Here is a 16943-nt window from a genome sequence, read left to right as displayed (position 1 = left end):
ATCTGCTCCCGCTCCAACGCACTCAACCTCGACGCCATAACCACCCCAACGACAACCACCAAAAGGGGGTGTTGCAACCACCGGTTGAGCCCGCCGCCGTGGCGGAAAGTGTCCAAGATCTGCGTTCTAGTCGGTATCCGGGGGTGGGTCGATGATCGGGCGGCGGAACGGGCCCCCACGCCACGAAGCGCTCGAACAACTCCCTGGGCGCCGGGCCGTCGTAGGGATTGAGCTGGTAAAGGTCGTGCGCCGCTTCGTGGTAGAGCCCGGCCAGGTAGATGGTCAGCGCCGCCGGGTCCTCGTCGAACTCCGCCTTGAGCAGCAGCCGGGCATCCGCACAGGGCCACGGCCGGCCGTCGGCCCGGCAGCACCAGATGGGTCGCAGCGGGGTGTGCGGCGTCCGCGCGCCGCAGGGTCGGGGAAACAGGGGGTACGGCCCGAGCCGTGGCTGGGGCAGCCCCGACGCCGAGGTACGTGACCTCCGGCCTGAGCCGGAGCCCGGCGGAGTGCAGCCGCCGGACGACAGCGACACCGAGGTGACGGTGACGGGCAGCGACCGGTCCACGGGGCGAGACATGGGCATCGGGTTATCTCCTCGGCTGAGGTACGGTCGCGCCGCCGTGCGACGGCAGGCCCGCGCGGTGCGGAACCGGAGTGGTCCGGGACGAACCGGTACGTGACAGTCTGCTGAGGACACGACTACGGTCGGAAGGCATCGCCGGGTCCGGTGGGGTGACTGCGGTGCCGACGTGACCCGCCGGGCCGACCTGTGGAGACGACCCTCGATCTGCGGAGGCACTGTGGAAGGCGACGCCGCGCCGACGGCCGACATGATTCGCGCCCAACTGCGCCGGCTGCGGATCGCCGCCGGCATGAGCGAGGAGGAGTTCGGCCGGCTGGTGCACTACTCCGGCTCGATGGTGTCCGCGCTGGAGCTGGGCCAACGTCCGCTGGACCGGCTCTTCCTGGCCCGCGCCGACGAGGTGTTGAGCACCGGCGGCCTGCTCGTCTACCTGCTCAAGCTCGCCGAGCGCGACGGCCAGCCGAGCTGGTTCCGGCCCTGGCTGGACGCCGAGCGCACCGCCCGCCAACTGCGCTGCTTCCAACCAACGCTGATCCCCGGCCTGCTTCAGACCGAGAACTACGCCCGCGCGGTGATCCGCTGCGACGACCTGCTCAGCGACGACGAGGTGGAACGGCGAGTCCACGCCCGCCTGGACCGCCAGTCGCTGCTGGCCCAGCCGGAGCCGCCGCAGTTCGTCGCGGTCATAGACGAGCTGGTGCTTCGGCGCGCCGGTGAGGAGGTTCGCGGGTTGATGGTCGAGCAGCTCACCCACCTCGTCGCCAGTCTGGAGCGACCACACGTCAGCCTGCACATCGTTCCGGCCGAGACCGGGCTGCACGTCGGCCTTTCCGGACCGTTCAATCTGGCCCGAGGCGCCGACGGTGGTTGGGTGGGGCACATGGAGCACCAGATTGACGGTCTCGTGGTCGATGGCGACCATGAGGTGGCTACGCTGCTGGCGCGTTGGGAGATGATCAGAAACGGTGCGTTGTCCCGCCGCCAGTCGATCGAACTGATGAAGGAAGTTGTGACCTCATGGACCTGACCGGCGCGCTCTGGCGCACATCCAGCCGTAGCGGCAACGGAGAGTGTGTCGAGGTGGCGGACAACCTGCCCGGGGTTGTGGGGGTGCGGGACAGCAAGGACCCGACCGGCCCCGTGCTGCTGTTCGCGCCTGCCTCGTGGCGGGCGTTCGTGGCCGTCGCCCGTCGTCCGACGGTCTGAGCCGGGAGGTCCCTGGTGCCACAGCACGACCCGGCCGGCGACGACCCGGACGTGACCCCCGGTCCCCCGCCAGCGGAAACACCGCAACCGGTGGAGACGCCACCGCCGGTGCCGGTCCCCGCCCCGGGGGTCGACCCGGAGGAGCCGCCAGCGGTCCCGTCCGGAAAGTTCGGCACACCGGGGCGGCCACTGCGCCGCAGCAGCTTCCTGCTCGGCTTCACCGGTGCGCTTGGCGTGCTGCTGGCGTACACCCTTTATCTGGGGATTCGCAATGCCGGCGGCATCCTCGTGCTGGTGGTGATCGCGCTCTTCCTCGCGGTCGGTCTCAACCCGGCGGTGGTCCGACTGGGCCGCTGGGGTGTGCCGCACGGCCTGGCGGTGGCGGCGGTCGCGTTGACGGTGGTGCTGCTGCTCTGCGGCGGCGTGGTGGCGCTGGTCCCGCCGATCGTCACCCAGTCGGGGCAGTTCATCGACCAGATCCCCAGCCTGCTCGACGAGTTGCGCCGCAACCCGACGGTCAATGACCTGGTGGAGCGGTACGACGTGGTGGAGCGGGTGCAGGGGGCGGCCAACGCGGAGACGGTCGGACGGGCGCTCGGCGGGGTGCTGGGCGGCGCACAACTGATCTTCGGCACGGTGTTCCGGACGCTGACCGTGCTGGTGTTGACGATCTACTTCCTGGCCTACTTCGACCGGCTGCGTTCGCTGAGCTACTCGTTGGTGCCCCGGTCGCGGCGGCAGCGGGTGCAGCTGATCGGTGACGAAATATTGGCCAAGGTTGGCGCCTACATGGTCGGCGCGCTGAGCATCGCGGTGCTGGCCGGCGCGACCACATTCGTGTTCGCGCTGATCGTCGACCTGCCGTACCCGTTCGCGCTGGCCGTGGTGGTCGCGGTGACCGACCTGATCCCGCAGATCGGCGCGACCCTGGGCGCGGTGATCGTGAGCCTGGTCGGCTTCGCCGCCGACCTGCCCACCGGCATCGCCTGCGCGGTCTTCTTCCTGATCTACCAGCAGGTGGGGAACTACCTCATCTACCCGAAGGTGATGCGACGTTCGGTCGAGGTCAACGAGGTGGCCGCCCTGCTGGCCGCGCTGCTCGGGGTGGCGCTGCTGGGCGTGGTGGGCGCGCTGATCGCCATCCCCACGGTGGCCGCGCTGCAACTGATCCTGCGCGAGGTGGTGCTGCCCCGCCAGGAGCGCCGCTGAGCGTCGGCCCGAACGGGACCGGCGGCCGGGCCAGGGACGGGCGGTCGGGACGGGACGGGCGAGTCAGTCCGCCTTGGTGGCGGCCGGGCCGGGGACAGGGGTGTCGGCGAAGGCGGCCACCGTCCGGTCGGCGTACGCGCTGACGTCGCCGGCCTCCATCGGGCCGTCCCAGGTCGTCGGCAGCGGCACCTCGACGGCCGGGTTGACCCGCCGGACGATCTCGTCGAGCACCGTCTCGGCGTCGCCCACCCAGAGGTGCTTGGCACCCTGGACGCCGACCACCTCGGCCTGCGGCACGGCGGCGAACCGCTCCCGCGCCTCGGCGGGGCGCAGGTAGTCGTCGAACTCCGGCACCAGCGCCACCAGCGGCCGACCCGAGTCGGCCCAGGTGGCCAGGTCCTCGGGGGCGGAGAAGCGCAGCGGCGGGGAGAGCAGGATCGCCCCGGCGATCGCCGGGTCGCAGCCGTACTTCAACGCCAGGTCGGTGCCGAACGACCAGCCGACGAGCCAGATGTTGGGCAGCTCGGCGAACTCCGCGTACTCGATGGCGGCGGCCACGTCGTACCGCTCGCCCACCGCGCCGTCGAAGGCCCCCTCGCTGGTGCCGCGCACGCTGCTGGTGCCCCGGGTGTTGAACCGCAGCACCGCCAGGTCGGCCAGCGCGGGCAGCCGCCAGGCCGCCTTGCGGAACACGTGGCTGTCCATCATGCCGCCGTGGGTGGGCAGCGGGTGCAGGCAGACCAGGGTGGCCACCGGCGGCCGGTCGGCCGGCAGGGCCAGCTCACCGACCAGCCGCAGACCGTCGGCGGTGTGCAGCTCGATGTCCTCCCGGCGGCCGGGCAGGATCGACGACGCGCGGATCGCTGTGCTCACCGCCCAAGTCTGGCGCGAAGTCGCCGCCGCCGCCCGCCCAGGCGGTAACAGGGTGATCCAGGTCGCTCAGTAGCGCGGGGTGCCCCGGCCGCGCTGCACCGCCGGGCCGCGCCGGTCCCGGGCCCGCCAGCAGCCGCTGTGCCAGTGCCGCCGGTCGGTCAGGTCACCCAGGCCGTCCGCCGGCCAGGCCACCAGGTGCGCCACCCCGGGCCGGATCTCCTGGTCACAGCCAGGGCAGCGGTACGTCTTGATCGACGCGCCCGCGCCGATGCCGCGTACCTGCCAGGCGCCGTCGGTCCACTGCTGCACCGAGGCGACACCCTGCCGGACCCGGTCGGCGTCCAGGTTGGCGTTCTCGTCCCGGCGAGGGCGATTGCGACGGGGGCTCACAGTCACCAAGCGTACGTTCCGTCGGACGGGACGACCTCGCGGCCAGCCCGCCCGACGGCTGAGATCACTCCCAGCTCTCCGGCAGCGTCGGGTCTTCGACGACCCGCGCCCCCGCCAGGACGGTCGTCGCGTCCGCCTCGGTGAAGCCGCTCGTCGCGCCCGGCTCGACGCCGACCGATCGCCCGTCCTCCCACTGCCAGCCGAAGTTGGCACTCACCACCGTCTTGGGGATGCCGAGCAGATCCAGGGTCGTCCCGTCCGGAGAGAGATACGCCGGGCGGCCCGCGACAGTCCGATTCCCCGCGGTTTGGGTGAGAGCCCCGCTCGCGTAGCGGTATTTCACGAACATGACCTGGGTCGCCGCCCGCCCAAGGGTGAACTCCGAGGAGACCAGTCTCGGGTAGGAGCCGACCTCCACCGAGCAGGCAGTGATCGGCGCGCCTTCGGGCAGGGCGTCGAGCCGCAACGGCACGGCGCACGAGTGGGCCTCGTTCCAGCGCAGTGCCTTGACCGCCTGCTCCAGCCCGGCACGGTCCCCCCGCAGGATGACGGCACGGGCGTACAGACCTGGCGCGGGGTGCCACAACTTGACCATTGCTTTTACGCCGCCGCTCGCCGGGTGGATCGTGCCGTCGAAGGTCTGGGGCCCTGGTGCGGCCGCCTCAACCTCGACGCCGCCGAATGAGACGCTAATCGACAACTCCGGCGTACTGCTCACCTCGACATGCACCGGTTGGTCGTCCCGGACGCTGAGCCGTACCGATTCGGTGCGGCCCCGGATAACCTCCCAGCCCAGATAGCGGGCCCGGGTCGGGTCGAGGCCGAAGTGCAGCACGTTCGGATCGCTGCCGACCAGCGCCGGGTCGGCGGCGGCCCCGGGCACCCCGTCGACGCGGGGCGGCACCGGCGTGGCCCCGGTCGACGTCGTGGCGGTCCAGGGCAGGCGGCCGGTCAACCCGTCGAGGCCCGTCCCGGTCACTCCCACCACGCCGAGCGCCCCGATCAGGGACAACGCGGTCCCTGCGGCGACCCGGCGGCGGAGTTGGCGGCGGCGGCCCCGAGCGCGGGAAGCCTGCAGCAGCCGGGCGGGGTCCACGGCGCCCTCGGCACGGTCCCGCAGGGTTCGGACGATCCGCTCGTCGAGGTCCGTCACGGTCGGCTCCCGTTCGTGGCCGGGGCGCCACAGCGCTTCCGGAGGTTGGCGAGCGCCCGCATCGCGTGGGAACGGACGGTGACCGGCGAGCAGTCCAGGATCTGCGCGATTGTCGCGTCGTCGAGGTCCTCGTAGTAGCGCAGCACCAGCACCGCCCGCTGGCGGTCGGGCAGGCCGAGGATCAGTCGCCACATCTCGTCCCGCTCGGCCGCCTCACGGCCGAGGTCGCCGCGGTGCGGCCGGTCCACGAACGTGTCGATGGCCAGTTCGCGGTTGGACCGGCGACGCCACCAGGAGTTGTTGGCGTTGACCAACATCCGGCGCACGTACACGTCGGGCCGGTCCGCCCGAGAGATCTTGCGCCAGTGCACGTACGCCCGGGACAGCACGTCCTGGGTGAGGTCCTCGGCCCGGTGCTGGTCACCGGTGAGCAGCCGCGCCAGCCGGATCAGGGCTGGCCCCCGGCTGCTGACGTACTCCTCGAAGGTCACACCATGCAGACGCCGCCGGAGCCCGCCAGCGTTGACCCGGTCAGCGGTGCGAGTGGTCGCGGAAGCCGCGGCGGGTCTTGCGGCCCAGGTAGCCGGCGGTGACCAGGTGCTCCAGCAGCGGCGCGGGCGCGAAGCCCGGCTCGCGCAGTTCCAGGTACAGCTCCCGCTGGATGGCCAGCGAGACGTCCAGCCCGACCACGTCGAGCAGCTCGAACGGGCCCATCGGGTAGCCGCAGCCCAGCTTCATGGCGTGGTCGATGTCGTCGGCCGTCGAGTAACTGGCCTCCAGCATCTTCACCGCGTCGTTCAGGTAGGGGAAGAGCAGCGCGTTGACGATGAAGCCGGACCGGTCGCCGCAGACCACACCGGTCTTGCCGAGCGCGGCGCAGACGGCGCGGGCGGTGGCGGTGGCCTCCGGGGAGGTGCGGATGGTGCGGACGACCTCGACCAGCGGCATGACCGGCGCCGGGTTGAAGAAGTGCAGCCCCACCACGTCGGCCGGGCGCTGGGTGGCCATCGCCACGTCGATCACCGGCAGCGACGAGGTGGTGGTGGCCAGCACCACGCCCGGCTTGCAGATCTCGTCGAGGCTCGCGAAGAGGGCCTTCTTGACGCTCAGCTCCTCGATGACCGCCTCGACCACCAGGTCGACGTCGGCAAGATGGTCGAGCGTGGCGGACCAGCTGATCCGGCCCAGGGCGGCGTCCCGGTCGGCCTCGGCGAGCTTGCCGCGCACCACGCCCTTGTTCAGTGAGGTCTTCACCGCCTCGCAGACCGTCGCGGACTTCTCCGCGCCGCGGGTCACCGAGACGACCTCGTAACCGGCCTTCGCGAAGACCTCGATGATCCCGGTGGCCATCGTCCCGGAGCCGACCACGCCGACCTTCGCGATGGCACGCGCACCGTCGGCGAGCGCCGACTCCGTGGCCAGCGGCGTCGCCTCATCCGGTACGACCACCGGGGAGCCGGGCCGTTCGTAGGTGTAGAAGCCCCGGCCGGACTTCCGGCCGAGCAGCCCCGCCGTCACCATCTGCTTGAGCAGTGGCACCGGGGCGTGCCGGCGGTCCCGCCCGCCGCGCCGGTACATGGTGTCCAGGATCTCGTACGCGGTGTCCAGACCGATCAGGTCCATCAACGCCAGCGGGCCCATCGGCAGACCACAGCCGAGCTTCATCGCGGCGTCGATGTCCTCCCGGGTCGCGTAGTGCGACTCGACCATGCTGACCGCGTGGTTGAGGTAGCCGAAGAGCAGCGCGTTGGCGATGAAGCCGGCCCGGTCGTTGATGGTGACGTCGACCTTGCCGAGCCGGGCGCAGAGCGCCTCGACGTCGGCGACCACCTCGGGTGCGGTGACGACGGTGCGGACCACCTCGACCAGCTTCATCACCGGGGCCGGGTTGAAGAAGTGGATGCCGATCACCTGGTTGGGCCGGGTGGTGGCGACCGAGATCTCGGTGACGCTCAACGACGAGGTGTTGGTGGCGAGGATGGTCTCCGGTCGGCAGACCCGGTCCAGTTCGGCGAAGATCCGCTGCTTGAGGTCGAGGTGCTCGGGCACCGCCTCGATGACCAGGTCGACGGAGTGCAGCGCGTCCAGCCCGACCGCGAAGTGCACCCGCTCGTGCAGGGCGTCGCGGTCCGCCTCGGCGAGCTTGCCCTTGGCGACCGCCCGGTCGGTGGAACCCTTCAGGGTGGCCCGGCCGCGCTCCAGCGCCGGCTCGGAGATCTCCACGGCCACCACGTCGATGCCGTTGCGGGCGAAGACCTCGACGATGCCGGCACCCATGGTGCCCAGCCCCACCACGCCAACGGTGCTGAACTCGCGCGCCACGACCGGCCTCCCCAGAGACTCCGCACGACCACTGAACGGCCGCTAAGGTTATGCGCGCGAGTCTGCCACGTGACGGTGAGTTGTCGAGACGCCGTGGCATATTTCACCCACGGCGCAGCAGCGCCGCTATGCGGCCGCCACGCTGGTCAGGGCCAACAACTCGGCGACGAACTCCGCCGGGCGCTCCAGGTGCGGGCTGTGACCGCAGCCGGGCAGCACCACCTCGTGGTACGCGCCGCCGGCCGCCGCGTACCTGTCGAGCACCGCCCGGGTCTGGCCGACCATCGGCTGCGGTGGGCACACGTCCGCGCCGGGCCAGCCGGGCACGAGATCCAGCGAACCCAGGTACGCCAGGTCGAAGAGCGAGGTGTCCGAGACGATGACGTCGACGTCGCCGCGTACCCAGGTGACAGGTGGCTTCTCGGCGACGGCCACCAGCTCGTCGGCGAGCCGGAACCAGGTCGGCGCGAGCGCGTTGAGCACCCCGCGCTCCCCCGGCGCGGTGCCCGGCCAGTTCTCCGACGGCACCGCCGTGCCCGGGTAGTTGTCGTCCCCGGTGGCGGTGGAGAGCACGGTGTCCAGCAGCAGTTCCTCGTCCTCGCCCAACGAGGCGGGATCGGCCACATAGGTGGCTCGCAGCACGGCCCGCGGGCTGGCCGGCGCGTCAGCGCTCCGGTCGCCGGCCGCGAGGCGGGCGACGAAGTCCGGGTTCGCCGTGCCGGCGCCGGTGCCGGCGAAGTCGGGTGTGGTCGGCGTGCCGGTCAGGTCGCGGGTGCCGCCGAAGCCGTACGGGGAGACCGGCGCGGCGAGCAGCAACGCACCCACCCGGTGCGGATGGTCGACCAGCAGGCGCATCGCCACCCCGCCGCCGAGGGAGTGCCCGACCACCACCGGGCGCGCGCCGGTGGCGAAGAGCGTCGGGTCGTCAAGCAGGGCGGTCACGTCGTCGGCGAAGTCCCGCAGACCCCGGGTGGCGTCCACCGGGGCCGTCGCGGAGTCGCCGTACCCCCGTAGGTCGGGGGCGACCACCCGCAGCGTCGGTGGCAACCGCCGGACCAGCGGCTCCCAGAACAGCGCCGACGAACAGTTGCCGTGGATCAGCAGCACCGGTGTGCCGTCCGACGGGCCGGCCACACGTACCGCCTGGGTGATGCCGTTCGCCGTCACGGTCCGCAGCTCGGTCTCCATCCGCGGCATGCTGCCACGGGTGTCCCCGCCGGTCCAGGTGTTGGATCTCCACCCGAGAGAGCTGCCCGGTGTGGCCGACCGCCAGGCGATCAGCGACGCGTGCCCGGTGGGGTGGCCAGCGGTAGCGGCAGTGTCGGTCGGACGTCGCGCCGGGACGGGCCGAAGCTGAGCCCCACCGGATCGGTGAGCGCCACCCCAGGGTCGAACAGGCGCAGTTCGGTACGGCCCAGCCGGATCACGTCACCGTCGGAGAGTCGTTCCACCTCGGTGACCCGCCGGTCGTTGAGCCAGGTGCCGTTGGTGGAGCCCAGGTCCCGCAGGGACGGGCCCTCCGGCGCCAGCCACACCTCGGCGTGGCGACGACTCAGGTGCGGATCGTTGATGACCACCTGACAGGTCGGCGCTCGGCCGATCATCTGCACTTCGGCTCGCATGCGAAAGCTCGCTCCGCGCATCGGTCCACCCGCGACCGTCAACAGCGGCATCAGTTCCGGATGTTCCTCCATGGACAGCCAGCCCTCCACCCCACACCGTCACCCCGCGCGTCAGCTTGCCATCAGACGGTAGTTGTCAGTACCGACCGGCCGGTCAGCCTCTCGTCACCTCCCGGCCACCTGCCGTTCGACGATTCGGGCGGGCCGCATCCGTCACCAACGCTCTGACTTGCACTGATCAACGATCGGCCGGGTTGGTGCGACGCCGGTGCCCCGGCCCCGAATCGGGGACCCTACCGGCGAGTAATCCTCGGGTCTAGACTTCCGCCATGACGGCAGTGCATATCCCGGGCGTTCCGGTCATCGACGCGGGCCAGTTGGTTTCCACCAGCCCGGCGACCGGCGCTGAGGCCGGTCGCCTCCCGGTCGCCACCGATGCCGACGTGCGGGAAGCCGTCGACCGGGCCCGCGCCGCCGGCGAGTGGTGGGCCGGTCTCGGCTTCACCGGCCGCCGGAAGCGGCTGCTGCGCTGGCGTGCCCTGCTCGCCGAGCGGATCGAGCAGTTGGCCGAGTTGGTGCACGTCGAGGGCGGGAAGTCGGTCGCCGACGCCATCGTCGAGATCGTCACCGCGATCGAGCACATCGACTGGGCCGCCCGCAACGCCGGTCGCGTGCTCGGTCCGCGCCGGGCGCGCTCCCGGCTCATCCTCGCCGAGTTCTCCGCGCACCTCGAATACCAGCCGTACGGGGTGGTCGGCGTGATCGGGCCGTGGAACTATCCGGTCTTCACACCGATCGGCTCCGCCGCGTACGCCCTCGCCGCCGGAAATGCCGTGGTGCTCAAGCCGAGCGAATACACGCCCGCCGTCGGCCAGTGGCTGGTGGACAGCTTCGCCGAGGTGGTGCCCGAGCAGCAGGTGTTCACCGCCGTGCACGGGCTGGGCGACGTGGGCGCGGCGCTGTGCCGCTCCGGTGTCGACAAGCTGGCCTTCACCGGCTCCACCGCCACCGCCCGGAAGGTGATGGCCGCCTGCGCCGAGACGCTGACCCCGGTGCTCATCGAGGGCGGCGGCAAGGACGCCATGATCGTCGACAGCGACGCCGACCTGGACGCCGCCGCCGAGGCGTGCGTCTGGGGCGGCATGACCAACGCGGGCCAGACCTGCATCGGCATCGAGCGGGTGTACGCCGTCGACGCCGTCTTCGACGCCTTCGTCGACAAGGTGGTGGCCCGCGCCGGTCGGCTGACGGTCGGGCCGGAGGGCACCGACATCGGCCCGATCACCATGCCCACGCAGATCGACGTGATCCGCCGGCACATCGACGCCGCGATCACGTCCGGCGGGCGCGCCGTGCTCGGTGGCCCGAGCGCCGTACAGCCGCCGTACGTCCACCCCACCGTGCTGGTGGACGTTCCGGAGGAGTCGGCCGCCGTCCGCGAGGAGACCTTCGGCCCCACGCTGACCATCAGCCGGGTCCGCGACGCCGACGAGGCCGTCAGCCGCGCCAACGCCCTGTCGTACGGCCTCGGGGGTTCGGTCTTCGGCCGGCGGCGCGCGGTGGCCATCGCGCGGCGGCTGCGCTCCGGGATGGCCTCGATCAACTCGACGCTGACCTTCGCCGGCATGTCCACGCTGCCGTTCGGCGGTGTCGGCGACTCCGGCTTCGGTCGGATCCACGGCGAGGACGGCCTGCGTGAGTTCGGCCGGTCCAAGGCGATCACCCGACGTCGCGCCAGGTCGCTGCTGCCGTCGATGACGTTCGACCGCACCCCCACCGACGTGGCCCGGCTCGTCAAGGTGATCAAGACGATGTACGGAAGGAACGGCTAGGGCGCCGGTCAGAAGAGGGTCAGCTCGTCCTTCACGATGCCACGCAGCTTGTCGTAGTCCACGACCACACACCGGATGCCCCGGTCGGTGGCGAGCACCCGCGCCTGCGGCTTGATCTCCTGAGCGGCGAAGACCCCGACGACCGGGCTGAGCAGCGGGTCACGGTTCATCAACTCGAGATAGCGGGTCAACTGCTCCACCCCGTCGATGTCGCCGCGCCGTTTGACCTCGACGGCGACCGAGCCCGAGTTGGCGTCCCGGCACAGCAGGTCGACCGGGCCGATCGCCGTCATGTACTCACGGCGGACCAGCGTGAACCCCTCACCCAGGACACCCGGGTTGGCGGCCAGCAACTCCTGCAGGTGCGCCTCCACCCCGTCCTTGCGCAGGCCCGGGTCCACACCCAACTCGTACGAGGTGTCCTGGAAGATCTCCTCCAGGGTGATCCGCAGCTCCTCGCCAGCCTTGTTGACGACCCGCCACACCCCGGGGGCCTCCTCCAACCGACACGGCGGGCTCATCCAGTTCAACGGCTTGTACGCACGGTCGTCGGCATGGATGGACACCGACCCGTCCGCCTTCACCATCAGCAACCGGGTGGCCAGCGGCAGGTGAGCCGAGAGGCGTCCGACGTAGTCCACCGAGCACTTCGCAATGACCAACCGCACCCGACGAGGGTAGCCGAGCACCCACCTGTCGCCAGCGAGCGGCACTGGCGCGTCGATGCGATGCTGAGACCGTGTTCGAAGTCCTCACCGGCACCGGTCTCGCCGCCTCGGCGGGGCTGAACGCCTACATACCCCTGCTCATCCTCGGCCTACTCGGCCGCTACACCGACCTGATCGACCTGCCCAGCGGCTGGACCTGGCTCGGCAACGGCTGGGTCATCGCCATCATGGCCGTGCTGCTCGCCGTGGAGATGGTGGCGGACAAGGTGCCGGTGGTCGACCACCTCAACGACGTGGTGCAGACAGTGGTCCGGCCCACCGCCGGTGGGCTGGCCTTCGGCGCCGGCTCCTCGTCGGAGACGGTGACGGTCAGCGACCCGGGGAGCTTCTTCTCGTCCCACCAGTGGGTGCCGGTGGTCACCGGCGTGCTGCTGGCGTTGGGTGTGCACCTGCTCAAGTCCGCGGCGCGTCCCATCGTCAACGCGACCACCGCCGGGTTCGGTGCCCCGGTCGCCAGCACCGCCGAGGACGCCACAAGCGTTGTGGTCTCCCTGGTGGCGATCATCCTGCCGGTGCTGGTGCTCGTCTTCCTGGTCGGCCTGGTGTTCTTCACCTTCTGGTTCGTCCGCCGTCGGTCCGAACGACGCCGCGAACGAGAGGCGGCCCGCGCCGCCGGCTTCCGCGTCTGACGCTTGATCGACTCGGATTTTTGGAAACCGGGCCATCGCCCGCAGCGGGACACCCCGCGTTCCTGAAATCCGAGTCGATCATGCTGGGCGGCGGATCGGCGCTCGCGATACCAGGGTTCCGGGGGCCGGCAAAAGCCTAGTATCGGGGCAAGAGCCTAGAGGAGGTCGGCATGACCGCAGCGTTGGAGATGCCCCGAGTCCAGGAATGTGTGGTCGCCGCGTGCGCGTACAACCAATCGGGTGACTGCCACGCCTTCGCGATCACCATCGGCAGCATGGATCACGCCCACTGCCACACCTTCGTCGAGTCGCCCGTCCGGGGCGGCGTGGAGAGCCTCATCGCCCAGGTGGGCGCCTGCCAGCGCGCCGACTGCCGGCACAACGAGCAGCTGGAGTGCCACGCCTCGTCGATCAAGGTCGGCCCGGACAACGACATGGCCGACTGCATGACCTACGCCGGCCGCTGACCAGCCGACGGCCCGCTCACCAGCCGGGCCGTCGCGCGGCGAGGCGTTCCCGATCAGGGCAGGTCGTTGGCGCGACGGATGACCGTCACCAGGTCGTCGATGATGCCGGTGAGGGCGAAGTCCTTCGGGGTGAACACCCGGGCGACCCCGGCCGCCCGGAGGGTGTCCGCGTCGCTGGCCGGGATGATGCCGCCCACCACCACCGGCAGGTCCGCCCGGCCGGCGGCGCGTAACCCGTCCAGAACCGCGGGCACGGCGGCCAGGTGCGACCCGGAGAGCACGGAGAGCCCGACCAGGTCGACGTCCTCCTCCACGGCGGCGGCTACGATCTGCCCCGCGGTCAACCGGATGCCCTGGTAGACGACCTCGAAGCCGGCGTCGCGGGCGCGTACCGCGATCTGCTCCGCGCCGTTGGAGTGCCCGTCCAGGCCGGGTTTGCCGACCAGCAACCGCAGCCGGCCGCTGCCCAACTCCCGCGCCGTGGCGGTGACCCGCTCGCGGACCGCCGCGAGGCCCGGCTCGCCGCCGCCGCCGGTGGCGCCGGCCAGGCCGGTCGGCGCCCGGTACTCGCCGAAGACCTGGCGCAGCGCGCCGGCCCACTCGCCGGTGGTCACCCCGGCACGCACGCACTCCAGAGTGGCCGGCATCAGGTTGGTGCTGGTCGCGGCGTCCGCGCGGAGCCGCGCCAACGCCGCGTCGACGACGGCCGCGTCCCGGTCGGCCCGCCACCGGCGTACGCCGTCCGCCGCGGCCGCCTCGACCGCGGGATCGACCTGCTCGACCGCTCCGGCGCCGGCGGCGGTCAGCGGGGAGGATTCGGTCTCGGTGTACCTGTTGACCCCGACCACCACGTCGGCACCGGACTCCATCCGACGGCGGCGTTCGGCCAGCGAGGCGACGAGCGCGCTCTTGAGGTAGCCGGTCTCCACGGCGGCGACCACGCCGCCCAGCTCCAGCACCTTGTCCAGCTCGACCCGCGCCCCGGTGACGACCTCGTCGACCAGCGCGGTCATCACGTGCGAGCCGGCGAAGAGGTCGGGATATTCGAGCAGATCCGACTCGTACGCCAGGACCTGCTGCATCCGCAACGACCACTGCTGGTCCCACGGGCGGGGCAGGCCGAGCGCCTCGTTCCAGGCGGGCAGTTGGACCGCGCGGGCCCGGGCGTCGCGGGACATCGTCACGCCGAGCATCTCCAGCACGATGCGCTGGATGTTGTTCTCCGGCTGCGCCTCGGTGAGGCCGAGCGAGTTGACCTGCACGCCGTAGCGGAACCGCCGTTGCCTGGCGTCGGTGACCCCGTACCGGTCCCGGGTGATCTCGTCCCAGAGCACGCCGAACGCGCGCATCTTGGCGATCTCCTCGACGAAACGCACCCCGGCGTTGACGAAGAACGAGATCCGCTGGACCACGTCGCCCATCCGCTCGGCCGGCACCTGACCGGAGTCACGGACCGCGTCGAGCACGGCGACCGCGGTGGCCAGCGCGAAGCCGACCTCCTGCACGGGCGTGGCGCCGGCCTCCTGGAGGTGGTACGAGCAGATGTTTACCGGGTTCCACCGGGGCATCTCGCGCAGCGTGTACGCCACCACGTCGGCGGTCAGCCGCAGCGACGCCGCCGGCGGAAAGATGTAGGTGCCCCGGGACAGGTACTCCTTGATGATGTCGTTCTGGGTGGTGCCGGCGCAGCGGGTCAGGTCGGCGCCCTGCTCCAGCCCGACGGTGCCGTAGAGGGCGAGCAGCCACATCGCCGGGGCGTTGATGGTCATCGAGGTGTTCGTGTCGGCGAGCGGGAGACCGTCGAAGAGCGCCCGCATGTCGCCGAGGTGGGCCACCGGCACGCCGACCCGTCCGACCTCACCGGCGGCGAGTTCGTGGTCCGGGTCGTACCCGGTCTGGGTGGGCAGGTCGAAGGCGACCGAGAGACCGGTCTGCCCCTTCGCCAGGTTGCGGCGGAAGAGGGCGTTGGTCGCCGAGGCCGACGAGTGGCCGGCGTAGGTGCGCATCACCCACGGGCGGTCCCGCTCGGGCAACCGGCTCGCAGATGGCGTCTCATCCATGGCCGGAGTCTAAGTTACCGTTCAGTAAAACGGGTTGTGGAAAACCACACAGGTCCATGTCGCGGACGACCGGGTCCGAAGCGCTCGCGGTGGCGCTGACCACCACACCCCGGGCAGCAGGTCGGACGGGTCAGGACGCACACTGGACGTCATGGATGACGAGCTGGCCATCTCCGTCCGAGGGCTGCGCAAGGCGTACGGCGACAACGTGGCGGTGGCGGGCGTGGATCTCGACGTCCGCCGCGGTGAGGTGTTCGCGTTGCTCGGCCCGAACGGCGCCGGTAAGACCACCACTGTCGAGATCCTGGAGGGCTACCGGCACCGCGACGCGGGCGACGTCGCCGTGCTGGGCGCGGATCCCGCCCGTCCCGACGCCGACTGGCGGTCCCGGGTCGGCATCGTGCTTCAGGGCACCGGCGAGTTCGACGAGCTGACCGTCGCCGAGGTGATTCGGCACTTCTCCGGCTTCTACCCCGACGCGGACGACCCGGACAAGGTGATCGAGCGGGTCGGGTTGGCCGGCAAGGCGAAGGCGCGGACGCACACCCTCTCCGGCGGGCAGAAGCGCCGCCTGGACGTGGCGCTGGGCATCATCGGCCGCCCCGAGTTGCTGTTCCTCGACGAGCCGACGACCGGTTTCGACCCGGAGGCCCGCCGCGAGTTCTGGGAGCTGATCCGCGACCTGGCCGCGGCCGGCACCACAATCGTGCTCACCACCCACTACCTGGACGAGGCGGAGGCGCTCGCCGACCGGGTCGGCGTGATCGCCGGCGGCCGGCTGGTCGAGGTGGCCGCACCCAACCGGCTGGGCAACCGCCAGGAGGCCCTGGCGACGGTCTCCTGGCGTACCCCGGAAGGGGCGTTGGAAAGCGCGCAGAGCGCGACGCCGACGGCCCTCGTGGCCGACCTCGCCGCGCGTTACGGCGGCGAGGTCCCCGGGCTCACCGTGACCCGGCCGACCCTGGAGGACGTCTACCTCACCATGATCGGACACGCGCGATGACGACCACGACGAAGCCGGCGACGCCGGTCACCGCGACCCGCGGCCGGCGGCCGGGTGCCGGCGCGCTCGCCCTGCGCCAGGGCCGACTGGAGATCACCCAGTTCCTGCGCAGCCGGGAGTCGGTCGTCTTCACGATGGGCTTCCCCATCATCATGATCCTGATCTTCGCGTCGATCTTCCACGGGACGATCGGCGGCGGGGTCAAGTTCACCCAGTACTTCATCACCGGCATGATCGCGACCGGCCTGATGACTGTGAGCTTCCAGAACCTCGGCATCTGGATCCCGATCGAACGGGATCGGGGTGTGCTCAAGCGTTACCGGGGCACCCCGATGCCGAAGTGGGTCTGGTTCGCCGGCAAAGTGATCATGGTGGTGGCGATCGGCATCGCCGAGACGGCGCTGCTGCTGGCCGTCGCGGTCGCGCTGTTCGACCTCGACCTGCCCGGCACCGCGGCGAAGTGGCTCACCTTCGGCTGGGTCGCGATGCTCGGGGTGACCGCGTGCACCCTCTGCGGCATCGCCATCTCGTCGCTGGCCCGCACCGCCCGCAGCGGGTCGGCCGTGGTCACCCCGGTCTCGCTGGTGCTCCAGTTCATCTCCGGGGTGTTCTTCGTCTTCACCGACCTGCCCACCTGGATGCAGCAGGTGGCGTCGCTGTTCCCGCTCAAGTGGATGTGCCAGGGGCTTCGGTCGGTGTTCCTGCCGGAGAGCTTCGGCGGCCAGGAGCCGGGCGGGTCGTTCGAGCTGGGCCGGGTGGCGCTGGTGCTCGCCCTGTGGTGCGTGATCGGCCTGGTGCTCTGCCTGACCACCTTCCGCTGGACCACCAAGCGGGACGGTTGATCGGTCGACCGGGGCGGGCAGCCG

The 16943-nt window shown here is 71.2% G+C and carries 18 protein-coding genes; 8 read left to right on the top strand and 10 right to left on the bottom strand.

What is annotated here, in order from left to right; all coding sequences use genetic code 11:
• Positions 1 to 22: 22 nt before the first annotated feature.
• On the bottom strand, positions 23 to 583 hold the full coding sequence (locus tag ABZU74_RS28010) for a hypothetical protein (RefSeq protein ID WP_355429823.1): 561 nt from the start codon (positions 581 to 583) through the stop codon (positions 23 to 25).
• A gap of 247 nt (positions 584 to 830) precedes the next feature.
• Here ABZU74_RS28010 and ABZU74_RS28005 point away from each other — a divergent pair, with 247 nt between their 5' ends.
• The 3 genes from ABZU74_RS28005 (at position 831) to ABZU74_RS27995 (ending at position 2998) form a co-directional block, all read left to right on the top strand.
• Positions 831 to 1610 (top strand): helix-turn-helix transcriptional regulator, encoded by a 780-nt coding sequence (locus ABZU74_RS28005; RefSeq protein ID WP_355429832.1) that lies wholly within the window; start codon positions 831 to 833, stop codon positions 1608 to 1610.
• Positions 1601 to 1789, top strand: coding sequence for a DUF397 domain-containing protein (locus ABZU74_RS28000; RefSeq protein ID WP_355429820.1), 189 nt, complete (start codon positions 1601 to 1603; stop codon positions 1787 to 1789). Before ABZU74_RS28005 ends, ABZU74_RS28000 begins: the two co-directional genes overlap by 10 nt.
• A gap of 108 nt (positions 1790 to 1897) precedes the next feature.
• The gene (locus ABZU74_RS27995; protein WP_355429829.1) at positions 1898 to 2998 is read left to right on the top strand and encodes an AI-2E family transporter; all 1101 of its coding nucleotides are present in this window, start codon (positions 1898 to 1900) and stop codon (positions 2996 to 2998) included.
• Positions 2999 to 3061: 63 nt separating this feature from the next.
• Here the strand turns inward: ABZU74_RS27995 and ABZU74_RS27990 are convergent, their stop codons facing one another.
• From ABZU74_RS27990 to ABZU74_RS27960, 7 genes are all read right to left on the bottom strand, one after another.
• Entirely contained in the window at positions 3062 to 3871 is an 810-nt protein-coding gene (locus ABZU74_RS27990; protein ID WP_355429817.1) for an alpha/beta hydrolase, read from the bottom strand.
• A gap of 66 nt (positions 3872 to 3937) precedes the next feature.
• The gene (locus ABZU74_RS27985) at positions 3938 to 4261 is read right to left on the bottom strand and encodes a hypothetical protein (RefSeq protein ID WP_307871640.1); all 324 of its coding nucleotides are present in this window, start codon (positions 4259 to 4261) and stop codon (positions 3938 to 3940) included.
• Positions 4262 to 4325: 64 nt separating this feature from the next.
• Positions 4326 to 5414 (bottom strand): hypothetical protein, encoded by a 1089-nt coding sequence (locus tag ABZU74_RS27980; RefSeq protein WP_355429814.1) that lies wholly within the window; start codon positions 5412 to 5414, stop codon positions 4326 to 4328.
• A complete protein-coding gene (locus tag ABZU74_RS27975; protein WP_355429811.1) occupies positions 5411 to 5905 on the bottom strand; it encodes a SigE family RNA polymerase sigma factor in 495 nt (164 codons plus the stop codon). The genes ABZU74_RS27980 and ABZU74_RS27975 overlap by 4 nt, the downstream gene beginning before the upstream one ends.
• Before the next feature lie 40 nt (positions 5906 to 5945).
• A complete protein-coding gene (locus ABZU74_RS27970; protein ID WP_355429808.1) occupies positions 5946 to 7736 on the bottom strand; it encodes a 3-hydroxybutyryl-CoA dehydrogenase in 1791 nt (596 codons plus the stop codon).
• A gap of 126 nt (positions 7737 to 7862) precedes the next feature.
• The gene (locus ABZU74_RS27965) at positions 7863 to 8933 is read right to left on the bottom strand and encodes an alpha/beta hydrolase (protein WP_355429805.1); all 1071 of its coding nucleotides are present in this window, start codon (positions 8931 to 8933) and stop codon (positions 7863 to 7865) included.
• Between the two features lie 80 nt (positions 8934 to 9013).
• Complete coding sequence (locus tag ABZU74_RS27960; RefSeq protein ID WP_355429802.1) at positions 9014 to 9379, bottom strand: FHA domain-containing protein; 366 nt, start codon at positions 9377 to 9379, stop codon at positions 9014 to 9016.
• Between the two features lie 308 nt (positions 9380 to 9687).
• Between ABZU74_RS27960 and ABZU74_RS27955 the strand changes: the two genes are divergently transcribed.
• Positions 9688 to 11190: an aldehyde dehydrogenase family protein gene (locus tag ABZU74_RS27955; RefSeq protein WP_355429800.1), complete on the top strand. Its 1503-nt coding sequence runs from the start codon at positions 9688 to 9690 to the stop codon at positions 11188 to 11190.
• A gap of 8 nt (positions 11191 to 11198) precedes the next feature.
• Here ABZU74_RS27955 and nucS read toward each other — a convergent pair whose 3' ends face one another.
• Positions 11199 to 11858 carry an endonuclease NucS gene (gene nucS, locus ABZU74_RS27950; protein ID WP_124773555.1) on the bottom strand — a complete coding sequence of 220 codons (660 nt, stop codon included), beginning with the start codon at positions 11856 to 11858 and terminating at the stop codon, positions 11199 to 11201.
• A gap of 71 nt (positions 11859 to 11929) precedes the next feature.
• Between nucS and ABZU74_RS27945 the strand changes: the two genes are divergently transcribed.
• Both ABZU74_RS27945 and ABZU74_RS27940 read left to right on the top strand, forming a co-directional pair.
• The gene (locus ABZU74_RS27945) at positions 11930 to 12547 is read left to right on the top strand and encodes a DUF4126 domain-containing protein (RefSeq protein WP_355429797.1); all 618 of its coding nucleotides are present in this window, start codon (positions 11930 to 11932) and stop codon (positions 12545 to 12547) included.
• A 170-nt stretch (positions 12548 to 12717) separates the two neighbouring features.
• Complete coding sequence (locus ABZU74_RS27940; RefSeq protein WP_355429794.1) at positions 12718 to 13014, top strand: DUF1540 domain-containing protein; 297 nt, start codon at positions 12718 to 12720, stop codon at positions 13012 to 13014.
• Positions 13015 to 13067: 53 nt separating this feature from the next.
• Here the strand turns inward: ABZU74_RS27940 and ABZU74_RS27935 are convergent, their stop codons facing one another.
• Complete coding sequence (locus tag ABZU74_RS27935) at positions 13068 to 15074, bottom strand: protein meaA (RefSeq protein ID WP_355429791.1); 2007 nt, start codon at positions 15072 to 15074, stop codon at positions 13068 to 13070.
• 151 nt (positions 15075 to 15225) lie between these two features.
• Between ABZU74_RS27935 and ABZU74_RS27930 the strand changes: the two genes are divergently transcribed.
• Both ABZU74_RS27930 and ABZU74_RS27925 read left to right on the top strand, forming a co-directional pair.
• Complete coding sequence (locus ABZU74_RS27930; protein ID WP_355429788.1) at positions 15226 to 16077, top strand: ABC transporter ATP-binding protein; 852 nt, start codon at positions 15226 to 15228, stop codon at positions 16075 to 16077.
• Complete coding sequence (locus ABZU74_RS27925; protein WP_355429785.1) at positions 16074 to 16919, top strand: ABC transporter permease; 846 nt, start codon at positions 16074 to 16076, stop codon at positions 16917 to 16919. The genes ABZU74_RS27930 and ABZU74_RS27925 overlap by 4 nt, the downstream gene beginning before the upstream one ends.
• The last annotated feature ends 24 nt before the right edge of the window (positions 16920 to 16943 follow it).

Origin of the sequence: Micromonospora sp. NPDC005171, assembly GCF_040608575.1 — a bacterium.
Classification (GTDB): Bacteria; Actinomycetota; Actinomycetes; order Mycobacteriales; family Micromonosporaceae; genus Micromonospora.
The sequence above is the reverse complement of the archived record's forward strand: the minus strand, read 5'-3'. Positions and strand labels throughout refer to the sequence as shown.